Origin of the sequence: Bacteroides sp. L10-4 (assembly GCF_013373675.1) — a bacterium.
Taxonomy (GTDB): domain Bacteria; phylum Bacteroidota; class Bacteroidia; order Bacteroidales; family Bacteroidaceae; genus Bacteroides; species Bacteroides muris.
This window is the reverse complement of the sequence record NZ_JABXJH010000075.1, coordinates 1-13857: the sequence shown is the minus strand read 5'-3', so window position 1 is coordinate 13857 and position 13857 is coordinate 1. Positions and strand designations below refer to the sequence as shown.

Here is a 13857-nt window from a genome sequence, read left to right as displayed (position 1 = left end):
CATAAGCGGCCTTCAATTTGACCGCTAAGCTACGAATTCAAATCCGTTTCATTCTAAAGGACTGCTTAAAAGACTGTATTTCAATAATTTCAAAGACCGATTAGCTAACTTTTATTGGACAGTAGTGTATAAACATATTAAATCACACGATTATGAGCACGAAGAGTTTTTTACATGAAGTTATGAGCCTTGCATGGCAGTTCGTTCGCAAGAACGGTTTCACGATGTCAGAAGCATTAAAGTGCGCTTGGGCTAACATGAAATTGAAATTGCAGATGAAAAGCAAGATTGTGAAATTCTACTTTCAAAAGGTGGACGGTTCTGTGAGAGAAGCCTACGGTACACTAAATGAAAAGCTGATGCCGGCCATTGCTGGTACTGACAACAGAAAGAAGAACGACACCGTTCAAACTTACTATGATACTGAACGCCAAGAGTTCAGATGCTTTAAGAAAGCTAACCTTTTAAAAATTGCCTGATATGAGAAACTATAGAGTATGTGACAGTGTAGAAGCCTACGGGCTTGAGAAGGCTTTGGATAGGGCTTGTATAGACCTTGATAGAGTTGATAAGATGTCTGACACAGAGGCTTGTGCTTTCTGTAATACTGATACCAAAGAAGAGGCCTTAGAGGTTATTCAAGAAGAGATTGATTACATAGAGTTTCAACTTGATAGAATAGCAGTATGATAGAGGCATTGATAGTATTAGGCTGCTTGTATGCAAGTTATAGGCTTTTCAGAAAGCCGGGCGAGAAGTTCTTTTACGATGATTAATCACACGATTATATCACGCACGACAGCCCTATTGACAGCTAAAGACTGGCATCCGATAGCGAGAATCGGGTAGGGCACTATTGATTGGTTCTTTGGCAAGTCTGTGAAAGCAATTACGGTGTAATTCATAAGCCGTTTTTGCCAACCAAAGATAACGAACGCACATAAGCAAGTTGGGGCTTGCGAGTTGTGCAATGTTTAACAATTAATAGATGTGTAACCATAGTCTTTGAGGTGTAAGTAATGACGGATTAGGCGACCGACACGCACATCGACAATATAGCCCTATTGACAGCTAAAGACTGGCATCCGATAGCAAGAATCGGGTAGGGTACACAACCGCAGCAAAGGTCAGTGCTACTACCGTACTAAAAGCCACGGGCAAAGCGAAGTGCGCACCGTTTTACCTCATCCTTGTACGGGCGGTAAAATTTAAAATCACACGATTATGGGAAAAAGTATGTATAAATCACGTATGCCATATATAGGTATGCCGGTTAAGTGCAAGCATCCCGGATGGGAAAGCAGGATTGGGGCGATTTGCGCCATCAATGGAGATAGAATAATGGTAGAGTTCGGAAAGCACGATTTTGTAGAATTCTATAGTGATGAACTGGTTGCAATGACGATGTTATGAAGATAGTTATGTTCTCTTTTTCGTTGCTTGTACTGCTTTGTATGACAATGATATTATGTAATTCCATAATAAAGGATGGCCCTTTGTACCTGACGGGAATCGTGTTGACATCTACAATGTTTATTTTGTCTGTTATACTTGCAGTGATAACCGGCATGGAGTTACATGAAAAGTGTTAGTATAAACTGTTTTGTCGTGTTTTATTTTGTGTTTGTACTGGGTGTGCCGTCTGTGAAGATAGCGCACCTTTCTTATTGGGGCGTTCGGTGTAATGGCTAACACACCTCATTTGAGGAGACTGGCGGTTCGAGTCCGTCAACGCCCACCAATCATTCTAATATAACATTTATGGAAAAGGTAGAAAGTAAAGAGAAAATGAGAAACATGAAGAGAGGAGCCACGATAGAGCTGCCTATATCTTCACTTGAGACAATCCGCAACAACGTATCACTTCTAAATGCCAAGCATCTTCTTGAGGGTAAAAAATGGGCTTCAAAGTCTTATCCGAAAAAAGGTATTGTCGTTGTAAAAAGGGAGTCATAGTCATCTAACTCACACGATTATGGAACGGGTATTCACAGAACTCACCCCTGAATGCGAGATTACAGCACGGATGTATGCACAAGGGTATGAGAAAAAGGAAATCGCCAATTTCAAATGCCGGGCGGTTAGCACGATTAACAACCAATTGCAAAAGGCTTTTGAAATATTGCATGTACGGAATGGGAGAGAACTTGCAACAATGCTTTATGAACGGATAGCCGGTGTGAGGCTCACGATGGATTTTTCGCCTATAGTCCGTGTGTCCGTCGCATGTTGCTTACTGTGCATATTTTCTTTGTCACTTTACCACGAACAAGGTGATATGAGGAGGTTACGAAGATTTAGAATTGAACATATGGAAAGGGTAAGAGAATGAACATGGAGGATATTTTAAATAGTGGTGCCAATGTTACTTTGACAATAAAGTCCACTGATTTGAAAGAGTTCGCAGAACATCTTGTAAAAAAGACTGTGAGAAGTATCAGGGACTCTTTCATCAGACCGGAAGAGGACTACTTGACCATTAAAGAGGCAAGTCAGATTCTACATACCGATAAGTCAACCTTATGGAGATGGCATAAAATTGGATATTTGTGCAGGTTGGAAATAGGAGGTAAGAGATTGTACCGAAAAAGTGATGTAGATGCTATTCTACAGAAAGAGAATAATTAACCCTTTAAATTTTACGATTATGAGTCTTATCAAAAAATCAAATGAATTAGTAATCCCTACCACAGTGAAAATGATGATTTACGGCCAGGCTGGTATGGGAAAATCAACAGTGGCATTGAGCGCACCGAAACCGTTATTATTAGATTTCGATAATGGCGTTAAGCGTATGAATATGGCGCATTTGGAAAACATAGATACCGTACAGGTCACTTCATGGAGTGATGTTCAACAGGTCTTGCAGGAGGATTTGTCTGCTTATCAGACCATTGTAGTTGATACCATTGGCAAGATGATGGATTTCATCATTACTTATAAATGTGGCGGCCGCCAACCATCTATCAGGGATTGGAGTGGTATCAATGCGGAGTTTTCATGGATGACACGAACACTTTCGGGGCTTAACAAGCACATCATTTTCGTTGCCCATCGCGACACACGGAAAGAAGGTGATGATACCGTGTTTATCCCTGCCTTGCGTGAAAAATCCTACAACTCCATCGTCACCGAACTTGATTTGCTTGGCTATCTTGAAATGAAGAGTGAGAGAGGAGTGCAGAGACGTACTATTACTTTCGACCCGACTTCAAGAAATGACGGTAAGAATACCTGCAATCTTCCTTCAGTGATGGAAGTGCCGACTATCCTTGACAAGAATGGTAATCCAACCGCCAAGAACGACTTTATCACTGCCAAGATAATCAATTCGTATTTGGGTATGCTTGCAGCCAAGAAAGAAGCACAGGAAAAGTATGATAAGGTGATAGAGGAAATCAAAGAAAGTATCGAATTTATAACTGATGCCAAGTCCGCTAATGAGTTCGCCTCTCATATTAATGAGTTTGAACACGTTGGTAGTTCTTTGATGATGGCGAGAAGTTTGTTTGCTGCAAAGGTAAAGGCTTTGGGACTGGTATTCAATAAGGAAACTAAAATCTACTCAGATGCAGCCTAACTATCGTATATATGCAACATTGTTGGATTCCTACTTCAATTACCTTAATAGCGATGTCATATATGAGCGTTATTATGGGTGGAGTGAGAATCCACCATGTACGGAAGAAGAGTTCCGGCAGAAGCAGTTTCAAGAACTGATAGACCGTATCAATCGTAAACCTTTCGACAGTGAAGCGGCCGACAAGGGCACAGCCTTTAATGAGTTAGTGGACGCTCTTATAGAAAATCGCAAGCCGAACGGTATGGATGTAGAGCGAAACGAGGATAATACTTGCTATACGGTTGTTTACAATGACCGCACATTTGTTTTTCCCATTTCTCTTTGCCGAGAATTTGCCAATTACTACAAAGGCGCATTAACCCAACAAAGAGTAGAAGCGATTCTTCCAACCGCATACGGCAATGTTTTGGTTTATGGGGTAATTGACGAACTGATGTCAGCCAGCGTCCACGACATCAAAACAACCGGAAGCTATACCGTAGGGAAGTTCAAAGACCACCATCAGCATTTAGTTTATCCTTATGCTCTTATGCAGAATGGGTCGGATGTACGGACATTTGAGTATAACATTGTAGAGTTCAACAAAGGCGGTTATGTGGTAGATACCTATACAGAAACATACGTTTTCAATCCTGAACGTGATATTCCTATTCTTACTAATCATTGTGAGGAATTTATCCGGTTTTTGGAAGAAAACAGAAAACTTATAACCGATAAAAAGATATTTGGAGGAGAAAATTAATGGCAAACCAAATAACCGGACGGATAATCGAAATCGGACAAACTGTTCAAATACCATCCAAAAACGGTGGTTCCTCGTTTACAAAACGGGAGTTCATTTTAGATGCTACCACTTACGACCCTTATACGGGAGAGCGTAGCGAGTATGAGAATGTTATTCCCTTAGAGTTTTCAGGCGATAAGTGTGCAGAACTTGACCGCTTTAATCAGGGTGATGTTGTTACTGTATCATTTGTTTTACAAGGACGTTCTTGGACGAATCAAGACGGAGAACTCAAACGTATGGCATCTATTCGGTGCTACAAAATAGATGCGCGTGGCGGTGTATCTCAATCCCAACAAACAACATCGGTACAACAGCCAGCGCCACAACCGACCTATCAGCAACAGCCGCAGAACTTTCCGCCTCCGGTTGATGCTAATGGCAATATAAAGGACGATTTACCTTTTTAGCGTATGCTGTTCGACTTGAAGAATGAATATCAAATACCCAAGTTCAAGGAGTATGTAAACAAGCTGTTTAGTGAACGTGCGGTGGTGGAAGTGAAAAAGAAACTACCTAACCGCACGCTTGCCCAAAACAGCTACTTGCATCTTCTTTTAGGGTATTTCGGTAGTGAGTACGGTTGCAGCCTTGACGAAGCCAAAATTGACTTCTATAAGAGGACTTGCAACCGTGATTTGTTTGAACGTAAGACGGTCAACAAGAAAGGTCAAGAAGTAATCTATTTGCGTAGTTCTGCCGAACTGACAACAGGTGAAATGACCCTTTCGATTGACCGCTTTCGTAATTGGAGCGCATCAGTGGCAGGTATCTATCTGCCGGCTGCGAATGAACATCAAATGCTGATATACGCCCAGCAAGAAATAAAAAGAAATCAAGAATTTATTTAGTTATGATAGAAACAAGAAAAACAGAAATCCGGTATGTGACATCTGACCCGAAGAAGATGCTTAACATGTACCTTGCAAAATGTCTCCTCAAAACATGGGAGGAATCTTTCATAGATGAAGATACCGGAGAAACGGTAAACATTGAACGGAATGAAATTCTGTTTGACCGTGGTACTTTGATAGACCAAGACATACTGGCGAAGATTCGTTTCAGCATGGAAGCTGACGGAATCAAGGAAGTGGAAGTAAGTAATCAGAAACGCTTGGCGTTTGAGAATGCAAACAAGTTCTTATATCCATACCTTGCACAAGCGCAGATATGTGATAAGAAGTACAAATTTTTGCTTTATGCTACCGGATTGGAAAATGTCTGCCTTATTTTGAAGGACTACATAGAGCTTAATTATCAGTCGAGCTTTACCCTTACAATGGCAAAAGAGTTTGATTCATGTATTATCCTCACAGATAACTTGAAAGAACGTAAAGTCGATGATGTGGCTTCCGCTTATCTCAAAAACGAAATAACAATGGAAGAAGCTCTCGAAGAAATGGATGAAGAAAGTGAGGATGAAGAATCTAAACCGGACGAAAAGAAGTTCTATCAGATTGAAACTAAAGTTACTTATGATGAAGAACAGCATACTCAAACGTTTGTCGTGAACACTTTCAATGTTGACCGAGCTATGATGCTTATCACTCATTGGCTCAAAAACAAAGAGGAAGAGTGCGAGAAACAAGCCAAAGAAAAAGGACACGAGTTCAACAAGCGTGAGATTCATGCGGCTATTGAATCGGCTAAACCTATTCCGGTTGGGCGGTTTATCCCGAAAGAGTTTTCTATGGCTTACGTTGAAACGAAAGAATAAAAGAAGAGGGCTCTAATGAGCCCTCCGCCATTGCTGGCAATTATCTCATCTTTTTGATAGGCGTGGGTAGCAGTAGTCTATAAGGCGAACCGAATATGTTCCTACAACGAATCCTAAAACAGTTATTATAAATAACTCCATTAGTTATAATTTTTTGTTATTATAATTATAATCTATGTGTTATTGGAATTTTCTTCCTAATCTAACTGAATGGTATAATCTCTATTGGCGATTACCTACTCTCCCACTGTTACGCAGTACCATCGGCGTGACTGAGCTTAACTTCTCTGTTCGGAATGGGAAGAGGTGGAACCTCAGTGCTATAGTCACCTAAATATAATTTTGTCAAGCGGAACAGGTACTAAGTGTTCTCAGCGGAGGGATGTTTTCAAACCTATCCCTCTGATACAAAATGCATCAACCGCTTCTTTCTGCGTACTTGAGTAGACTGATTATAAAACCAGTACGGCTAAGACAGTCATCCACTTTACTAAAGTAGTGACGGCTTGCACAAACTCAATATCTATTTCAATTCTCATGTCTATAGAATTAGGTTAATAATCTAATGACACTTGACAAAATCGAGTGCAAAGATAAAAAATAAATATGCTATACCGATATAATAAGAAGAAAAATGAAAAGCCTTTGTTTGATATAACAGGAGCTAAGATAAAGAAGAAGCCGGATTTGAAGACCAAGCTCGACAAAGAGTTTTCCCTTTTCATCCGGCTTCGTGACGCAATGCCAAACGGATATTTTAAATGTATCTCTTGTGGTCAGATAAAGCCGTTTGAGCAGGCCGATAACGGGCATTACATAAATCGACAGCATATGAGTACCCGTTTCGATGAAATGAACTGTAACGCTCAATGTCGGCACTGTAACCGCTTCATGGAGGGTAATATTCAGAATTACCGCAAAGGATTGATTGCCAAGTATGGTGAACAGAGAGTTGTCCTACTCGAAGCAAAGCAGGGTATTAGCCGGAAGTTTACCGATTTTGAGTACGAGCAATTAATCAAGTATTACAAGGTGCTTAATAAGAAGCTTAAAAAGGAGAGAGGATTATGAGTTATGTATTGCGAGATTATCAACAGAAAGCCTCTGATGCAGCTGTTTCCTTCTTTAACAACAAGGCGAAGAAGACGAATGCTATCATGGTTCTTCCTACAGGATCAGGGAAGTCACTTATTATAGCCGACATCGCTGCAAGGCTTGACGGGCACACCTTAGTGTTTCAGCCCAGCAAGGAAATAAAGAAAAAGCAGACCTAAGAGTCTGCAAATACTATATATTTTATGTGTTTTGGATTGGGGGCGTTGTGAAACGCTCTCTTTCTCCTATTCTTTAATCCTGAGTTCAAGAGGTGTACCGCATTTAGGGCAAACTAAAGAATTTCCTGTATGCTGAATTTCTTCAGGTGAAGCAAAGAGTTGCCACATTGGTACATTTAGGGCTTTTGCTATTCTTTCAAGAGTTTCTTGTGATGGATTGCCTGCCAACGTTTTTACTATAGATATTCTTGTAACACCCAATTTGTCGGCTAACTCTTGTTGAGTTATACCTTTTTCTTTCAAAATTTCTTTTATTCTATTCATAATCATGTGTTTAAATTATTACAAATATACTCTTTTATTATGACATGTATAGTTATGCTTATACTAATTAGTGTTAAAAGAATAATTAAACATATTCTTTTTCTTTGAAATGAATAATTAAAGTTATACATTTGCATCATCAAAGTAAACGAACTAAGTATAACACATAAAATATAAGTAGTATGAGCACAAAATTTAGAAGTCAGATGAAAGAGGTTATGCAAATGGCATGGTCTTTTGTACGCAAGAACGGTTATTCAATGAGTGAAGCGTTGAAATGCGCATGGACTAATATCAAACTTCGTGCATTGCTTCATAAGAAAGTGGTTGAGTTCTATTTCAAGAAAACAGACGGTACACTTCGTCAGGCTTTCGGTACTTTAATGAGTGGCAGAATACCTGAAACAAAGGGGACAAAGAAAACAGCAGATAACTGCCAAGTGTACTGGGACTGCGAAAAAGAAGAGTGGCGTTGTTTCAAGAAGTGTAATCTTATAAAAATTGCATAACCATGAAAAAGAAAAGTATGGCAACCATTGAATTAGAATGTTCAAATCCGTATTCAATACCTGTATTTGAAGATTTTGTAAATGAGATACAAAAGCGTTTTGATGTTGAGAAGAACGCCAAGAACGAAGCGTATTCTTTCATTATACAAATGGGACTTATTGACCAGTTCAGGGATTTTGTAAGGCATTATAAAGGTATAGACCATCATGAAGCCTGTGTGGGCATGTTGGCTACACAAATATAATAATTTTCTCACACGATTATAGGGCGGTCGGCATAGACCGCCTTTAATCCACTTTTAAACAAGCATGATTATAGACGAAATTTGGAAAGATATTGAAGGATACGAAGGTCTCTACCAAGTATCAAATTTAGGTAGAATAAAGTCTTTAGAAAGATACAGAAAAGGTAAACGTGGGGCATTAACATTTTGCAGAGAAAGAATACTGATAGATAGAGTTGGTAATAGTGGCTACTCTCAAATATGCCTTTGTAAAAACAACATAAAGAAACTGCTTCTTGTACACCGTTTGGTTGCGAAAGCTCACGTGCCCAATGAAAGCAATTTACCATGTGTTGACCATATAAATGGTATTCGCACAGATAATAGAGCAATTAATTTGCGATGGTGTACAACAAAAGAAAATTTGAATTTTGATTTGGCACGTAAAAACATATCGCAATCAAACAGGGCAAGCGAAAAGTGCAAAAGACATATAAAGTCATTACATAAGTCTTGTTGCAAAGAAATAGTAATAGTCTTTTCTGATGGCTCTATAAAAGAGTATAAGTCGGCAACTGACGCCGAAAAAGACGGATTCAATCATTCACTTATAGCTGCTTGTTGTAAAGGTAAACAAAAAACGACACGTGGTTGTAGGTGTTATTATAAAACTGATTATTATGGCAATAATACTTAGGGATTATCAAAAGGCTGCCTCTGATAAAGCGGTAGCCTTTTTCAAAGACAAGAGTAAGAAAAGTAACGGTGTTATGGTACTGCCAACAGGGGCGGGTAAATCAATCGTAATTGCGGATATAGCACATAGATTAAACGACTATGTGCTAATTTTTTGTCCGTCACGTGAAATCGTCGAGCAAAACTTCAAGAAACTCTGCTCATACGGCATTCTTGATTGCAGCATCTATTCTGCATCCTTTAACTCAAAAGAAATAAGCCGGATAACATTCGCCACCATCGGCAGTGTGAAGAATCATCCCGAACTGTTCATCCACTTCAAGAACATCATCGTGGATGAATGTCACCTTGTGAACCCCAAAGAGGGAATGTACAAGGATTTCTTCGATGTAGTGAAGTGTAAGGTTCTTGGACTGACAGCAACGCCATACCGTTTAAGCTCCAGCCGTGATTTCGGCTCCATGCTGAAATTTATCACTCGGACAAAACCTCATGTCTTTTCAGAGGTCATTTATCATGTACAGGTATCAACCCTATTAGATATGGGCTACTTGGCGAAGTTGGATTACTATTCAATGAATCCTTCAGGGTGGAATGAACTTAACTTGAAAGTAAATACTACTGGTGCCGACTATACGGATAGGTCAGTTCAAAAAGAATATGAACGGATAGACTTCTACGGTTATCTCGTTCATATCGTCCAAAGGCTGATGAATCCCAAAGCCGGAGGAAAACGGAAGGGTATTTTGGTCTTTACCCGTTTTTTGAAAGAAGCGGAACGGTTAACGATGTCAATACCCGGTTGCGCTATCGTTTCAGGTGATACTCCTAAGAAAGAACGTGAACATATTCTTGAGGCGTTCAAAGCTGGTGAAATCCCGGTAGTAGCTAATGTGGGTGTACTTACGACTGGCTTTGACTATCCGGAACTTGATACGGTCGTTATGGCACGTCCTACAATGTCACTTGCCATGTGGTATCAGATAGTCGGTCGTGCCATCCGTCCGCATCCATCTAAAGAATGTGGCTGGATTGTGGATTTATGCGGTAATATCAAACGTTTTGGGGAAGTTTCTGATTTACGGTTATTTGATAGTGGTAACGGCAAGTGGGCTGTGTTCTCCAATGGAAGACAATTAACTAACGTGAGATTCTGAAACCATGGATAAAGGATTCATCAAACTATCCCGCACATTCTTCGATAACAAGATATGGCAGGCCGCCCGGGCATTTAGTGAGTGCGAAGCGTGGATTGACTTGATACAGTCAGCACGATTTGAGGCATCACCGACTACGTCGCGCATCGGGTGTTACGAGGTAACATGGGAAAGAGGGCAATATCCTGCATCCAATAGATTTCTCGCTAAAAAATGGAGAAGGTCAGACCAATGGGTTAAATCCTTTCTTGGAAAACTAAAAAGAGAGAAAATGATTACTACTGATAACAGTCAAGGGGTTAATGTGATTACTCTTGTCAATTTTGAAAAATACAACGGTGAAGCCATAGGAAACCCACCTAACACCCCACCTTGTAACCCACTTAATAAATTGATAGACGGAGATTTACAAGAATTTATAACCCACCTTGTAACCCAGCAAATAACCCACTTCCAAAAAGGACAACCCACCTCTAACCCAAATAATAAGAAAGAAAAGAATATAAAAGAAACTACTCCTAACGGAGTAGCAAAGAAAGACGCGGCTAAAGCCGCTACTCTCTTCCGGAAAGATTCTTTCTATCAGTCTTTAATTCCCTATGTGGGTAAATACCCGAAAGACATGATACGAGCTTTCTTCGACTATTGGTCTGAAATGAATAAATCGTGCACGAAGATGCGCTTTGAACTTGAAAAAACATGGGAGTTGTCCAGAAGGTTAACTACTTGGGCAAACAAGGAGAGAATGCCTGCCAAGTCAACTACTGACGTTGGGGTGATTCTTAATAATAACTCTCCTGACAAATACGATTCACCGCAGGAAAAGAAATGGGAGGAAAGATGGAACAAATAGACTTCAGAAAAACAATTGATAGTTTTAGGGAAATGGGGTTTAATCCCTTGCCCAATCTTGTAAACATAGCTATACCTGATGCAAAGAGTGTCCTTTGGAGAGGACTGAACTATTTCACGGGAAATGCTGAATGGTTACCGGAATACGAGGAAATAGCAGCGTGGCTTTCGGGAAATAACGGTCGTGGGCTTCTCTGTCACGGGAATTGCGGGCGTGGAAAGTCGCTTATCTGCTGGAAAATCATCCCCTTGCTTCTCAATCATTATTGCCACAAGATAGTTTCCTGCTACGATGCGCAACAAATGAATGCCGATATAGACGCTGTGAAGGCAAAACATATCATCTACATAGATGACGTCGGTACGGAAAATATGAGCGTGAAATTCGGCGAAAAAAGGCTTGCCTTCTGCGAAATAGTCGATGAAGCGGAGAAACGAGGGAAACTACTTATGCTGACAACTAACTTGTCGCTTGATGAAATCTCCCAAAAGTACGGGGAGCGTACAATGGATAGGTTAGTTGCGATTACTACACGGGTTAAGTTCAAAGGGGAAAGTTTACGAAAATAATATGGCTAAGAAGATTCAGGCTATTCCTATGTATGTTAAATGTATGAATTGCAGATACGCTTCTGACTTTATAGGGAACTCATGTTTTTGTAAAATTAAAAACCATAGAGTGTGCGCATGCGGCAGATACGGCAGGATATGTGACAAATTCAAGAAAAGATGATTTTATGGACATGGAACTTGAAAAGGAAATCGAATTATTGGAGTGGCAGTGTGACAACGCACTGCGCCTGCGCTGCCCGTTGGTGGCAAGGAAGTACCAGCGCATGATTGACGAACTTGCCAAGGAGAGCAGGAACAGAAGTATGAACGACAAGAAGCGGAAGGATGAATAGTAAACTAACACATGGCTCTCTGTTCAGCGGCATTGGTGGTCCAGAAATAGCTGCTGAAATGATGGGCTGGAAAAACGTGTTCCATTGCGAGATAAACCCGTTCGGGAGAAAGATACTTGATTATTGGTTTCCAAACAGCAAAAGTTATGAAGACATCACGAAAACAGATTTCAGAGAATGGAGAGGAAAAATCAATGTCCTCACCGGAGGTTTTCCCTGCCAGCCCTTCTCTTGTGCCGGACAGCGAAAGGGAGCGGAAGATGACCGCTATCTCTGGCCGGAAATGCTACGAGCGATACGGGAGATACAGCCCGATTGGGTTGTTGGTGAAAACGTTGCTGGAATCCTCACGATGGTACAGCCAGGCAGTGAAACTCCGTTGGGAAGCGAAGAAACTCTATTCGGAGAAGATAACAGAAAAAGAACATTGCATCGGCAGGAATATGTCGTCGAAACAGTGTGTAACGACCTTGAACGTGAAGGATATTCCGTCCAACCGGTTGTTATTCCGGCTTGTGCCGTCGGAGCGCCGCACAGAAGAGACCGCGTCTTCTTTATTGCCCACCGTGCAGACGCAGGGTCTGAAGGTATGCAACGAGAATGGGAAAACAACATTCTATCCGGTAGGACTGCTCCCGACACCGATGGCGAGCGATGCAACAACCGGAGCGATAATTGGAAAGAACGACCAATTTGTTACGACCAGAAACGGTACTCCGAGGAAAATCAATCAGAATGGACAGAACGGAAGCGTAGGACTTGCGAGAATGGTTCGGCTGCTTCCGACTCCCAATGCCAGGGAAGCGGACAAATATACGAAGAAGTACAATCCGAACAGCCAAATGGGCACAGCTTTGACAGCAATGGCAATAAACGGAATGTTGCCTACTCCAGCAGCGAGGGATTATCAACCCTCCGTTTCCCCACAAGCATTGAAAAGGAAAAACGGGAAAATGAGGACGGATGCTCTGTGCAACCTCCCGGTAATGTTAGGAGAGCATCATTCGCAGAACGGTGGAAAAACTTCCCAACTCAATCCCCTGTTTGTAGCCGAGATGATGGGATTTCCACCAGATTGGACGGTATTGCCTTTTCAAAGTGGCGGCAGGAATCGATAAAGGCATATGGCAATGCGATTGTTCCACAAGTAATGTATGAGATATTCCAAGCAATAGAATCTATAGAAAAAGGCAAATAGTATGAACGTTCACCAGACAATCCCCCGCTCGGATTGCACCTCCTTCGCCAAGTGCGGCAAGCATTCCCTTGCATATTGCAGGAGGTACGGCGCGTCCGAATGCGGGCCATGTGAAATCGTGAGGAGGAAACCCCGTAACCGGGTGGTCGTTGACGGGGTGGAGCGTAAACTGTGCACCCGTTGTGGAAGAGCACTTCCGTTATCCCGTTTTTTCGATAGAATAGCCCGTCGTAACGGTAAGGAATACCATCTGAAAGCGTCATGGTGCAAGATGTGTATGGCAGAGGTACAGAGCGAGCGGAATAGAAAAAATAATAAAAAATATTGAATTATGAGACCAATAAGGAATATAGAAGACATTGGAAATCTAAAGACAGATGAAAAACTGATTGAATGCCTAAATGGTGAAGTGAATTATTATCGTTTTTTGTGCTTGCATCCGAGAAACGATGAATACGTGATTCTTCTGAACCATTGTGAGGAACCTAAAAGGTTTTATGTTAAAAGCATTAGTGTCCAATAAAAATGGACGAGTTAAAAAATTAATCAAATAGTCCTTCAAAAAGGGGATAATCGAGTTCTTTGATATCGTTGAAATCAGTCTTATCGAACAGGTCACGTAAGTTCGTTTTGT

At 41.0% G+C, this 13857-nt stretch carries 22 protein-coding genes, 1 tRNA gene, 1 rRNA gene and 1 pseudogene; 23 read left to right on the top strand and 2 right to left on the bottom strand.

Annotation, left to right across the window (positions count from 1 at the left end):
• Positions 1-152: 152 nt before the first annotated feature.
• From HU824_RS17505 to HU824_RS17455, 12 genes are all read left to right on the top strand, one after another.
• Positions 153-479: an SH3 beta-barrel fold-containing protein gene (locus HU824_RS17505; protein ID WP_022400762.1), complete on the top strand. Its 327-nt coding sequence runs from the start codon at positions 153-155 to the stop codon at positions 477-479.
• Position 480: 1 nt separating this feature from the next.
• Positions 481-690, top strand: a complete 210-nt coding sequence (locus tag HU824_RS17500; RefSeq protein ID WP_176469540.1) for a hypothetical protein — start codon at positions 481-483, stop codon at positions 688-690.
• A 534-nt stretch (positions 691-1224) separates the two neighbouring features.
• Positions 1225-1413, top strand: coding sequence for a hypothetical protein (locus tag HU824_RS17495; protein ID WP_176469539.1), 189 nt, complete (start codon positions 1225-1227; stop codon positions 1411-1413).
• A gap of 257 nt (positions 1414-1670) precedes the next feature.
• Positions 1671-1741 (top strand) — tRNA-OTHER (locus tag HU824_RS17490).
• Between the two features lie 20 nt (positions 1742-1761).
• Entirely contained in the window at positions 1762-1956 is a 195-nt protein-coding gene (locus HU824_RS17485; protein ID WP_117880743.1) for a hypothetical protein, read from the top strand.
• Between the two features lie 19 nt (positions 1957-1975).
• Positions 1976-2332, top strand: coding sequence for a DNA-binding response regulator (locus HU824_RS19890; RefSeq protein WP_118358016.1), 357 nt, complete (start codon positions 1976-1978; stop codon positions 2330-2332).
• Positions 2329-2628, top strand: coding sequence for a helix-turn-helix domain-containing protein (locus HU824_RS20070; protein ID WP_118132122.1), 300 nt, complete (start codon positions 2329-2331; stop codon positions 2626-2628). The genes HU824_RS19890 and HU824_RS20070 overlap by 4 nt, the downstream gene beginning before the upstream one ends.
• A gap of 19 nt (positions 2629-2647) precedes the next feature.
• A complete protein-coding gene (locus tag HU824_RS17475) occupies positions 2648-3580 on the top strand; it encodes an ATP-binding protein (RefSeq protein ID WP_176469538.1) in 933 nt (310 codons plus the stop codon).
• Entirely contained in the window at positions 3570-4325 is a 756-nt protein-coding gene (locus tag HU824_RS17470) for an HNH endonuclease (RefSeq protein ID WP_176469537.1), read from the top strand. Before HU824_RS17475 ends, HU824_RS17470 begins: the two co-directional genes overlap by 11 nt.
• Positions 4325-4777: a DUF3127 domain-containing protein gene (locus HU824_RS17465; RefSeq protein WP_176469536.1), complete on the top strand. Its 453-nt coding sequence runs from the start codon at positions 4325-4327 to the stop codon at positions 4775-4777. Before HU824_RS17470 ends, HU824_RS17465 begins: the two co-directional genes overlap by 1 nt.
• Before the next feature lie 3 nt (positions 4778-4780).
• Positions 4781-5218, top strand: a complete 438-nt coding sequence (locus HU824_RS17460) for a hypothetical protein (RefSeq protein ID WP_176469535.1) — start codon at positions 4781-4783, stop codon at positions 5216-5218.
• Positions 5219-5220: 2 nt separating this feature from the next.
• Positions 5221-6084 carry an RNA polymerase subunit sigma gene (locus tag HU824_RS17455; protein WP_176469534.1) on the top strand — a complete coding sequence of 288 codons (864 nt, stop codon included), beginning with the start codon at positions 5221-5223 and terminating at the stop codon, positions 6082-6084.
• 223 nt (positions 6085-6307) lie between these two features.
• Here the strand turns inward: HU824_RS17455 and rrf are convergent.
• Positions 6308-6418 (bottom strand): 5S ribosomal RNA (rrf, locus tag HU824_RS17450).
• Positions 6419-6690: 272 nt separating this feature from the next.
• Between rrf and HU824_RS17445 the strand changes: the two genes are divergently transcribed.
• Together HU824_RS17445 and HU824_RS17440 are read left to right on the top strand one after the other, a co-directional pair.
• Entirely contained in the window at positions 6691-7155 is a 465-nt protein-coding gene (locus HU824_RS17445; protein ID WP_176469533.1) for a recombination protein NinG, read from the top strand.
• Positions 7152-7349, top strand: a pseudogene (locus HU824_RS17440) (DEAD/DEAH box helicase family protein); the annotation flags it as partial. The gene HU824_RS17445 and the pseudogene HU824_RS17440, both read left to right, overlap by 4 nt.
• Before the next feature lie 75 nt (positions 7350-7424).
• Here HU824_RS17440 and HU824_RS17435 read toward each other — a convergent pair.
• Positions 7425-7682, bottom strand: coding sequence for a helix-turn-helix domain-containing protein (locus HU824_RS17435; RefSeq protein ID WP_176469532.1), 258 nt, complete (start codon positions 7680-7682; stop codon positions 7425-7427).
• Positions 7683-7864: 182 nt separating this feature from the next.
• Between HU824_RS17435 and HU824_RS17430 the strand changes: the two genes are divergently transcribed.
• From HU824_RS17430 to HU824_RS17390, 9 genes are all read left to right on the top strand, one after another.
• Positions 7865-8191, top strand: a complete 327-nt coding sequence (locus HU824_RS17430; RefSeq protein ID WP_176469531.1) for an SH3 beta-barrel fold-containing protein — start codon at positions 7865-7867, stop codon at positions 8189-8191.
• A 2-nt stretch (positions 8192-8193) separates the two neighbouring features.
• A complete protein-coding gene (locus HU824_RS17425; protein ID WP_176469530.1) occupies positions 8194-8436 on the top strand; it encodes a hypothetical protein in 243 nt (80 codons plus the stop codon).
• Between the two features lie 64 nt (positions 8437-8500).
• Positions 8501-9112, top strand: coding sequence for an NUMOD4 motif-containing HNH endonuclease (locus HU824_RS17420; protein WP_176469529.1), 612 nt, complete (start codon positions 8501-8503; stop codon positions 9110-9112).
• The gene (locus HU824_RS17415) at positions 9096-10268 is read left to right on the top strand and encodes a DEAD/DEAH box helicase (RefSeq protein WP_176469528.1); all 1173 of its coding nucleotides are present in this window, start codon (positions 9096-9098) and stop codon (positions 10266-10268) included. The genes HU824_RS17420 and HU824_RS17415 overlap by 17 nt, the downstream gene beginning before the upstream one ends.
• Positions 10269-10272: 4 nt before the next feature.
• Positions 10273-11121, top strand: a complete 849-nt coding sequence (locus HU824_RS17410; protein WP_176469527.1) for a hypothetical protein — start codon at positions 10273-10275, stop codon at positions 11119-11121.
• The gene (locus tag HU824_RS17405) at positions 11109-11690 is read left to right on the top strand and encodes a hypothetical protein (protein WP_176469526.1); all 582 of its coding nucleotides are present in this window, start codon (positions 11109-11111) and stop codon (positions 11688-11690) included. Before HU824_RS17410 ends, HU824_RS17405 begins: the two co-directional genes overlap by 13 nt.
• A 140-nt stretch (positions 11691-11830) precedes the next feature.
• A complete protein-coding gene (locus tag HU824_RS17400) occupies positions 11831-12025 on the top strand; it encodes a hypothetical protein (RefSeq protein WP_217994223.1) in 195 nt (64 codons plus the stop codon).
• Positions 12018-13223, top strand: coding sequence for a DNA (cytosine-5-)-methyltransferase (gene dcm / locus HU824_RS17395; protein WP_176469524.1), 1206 nt, complete (start codon positions 12018-12020; stop codon positions 13221-13223). The genes HU824_RS17400 and dcm overlap by 8 nt, the downstream gene beginning before the upstream one ends.
• Before the next feature lies 1 nt (position 13224).
• Positions 13225-13551 (top strand): hypothetical protein, encoded by a 327-nt coding sequence (locus tag HU824_RS17390; protein WP_176469523.1) that lies wholly within the window; start codon positions 13225-13227, stop codon positions 13549-13551.
• Positions 13552-13857 lie beyond the last annotated feature (306 nt).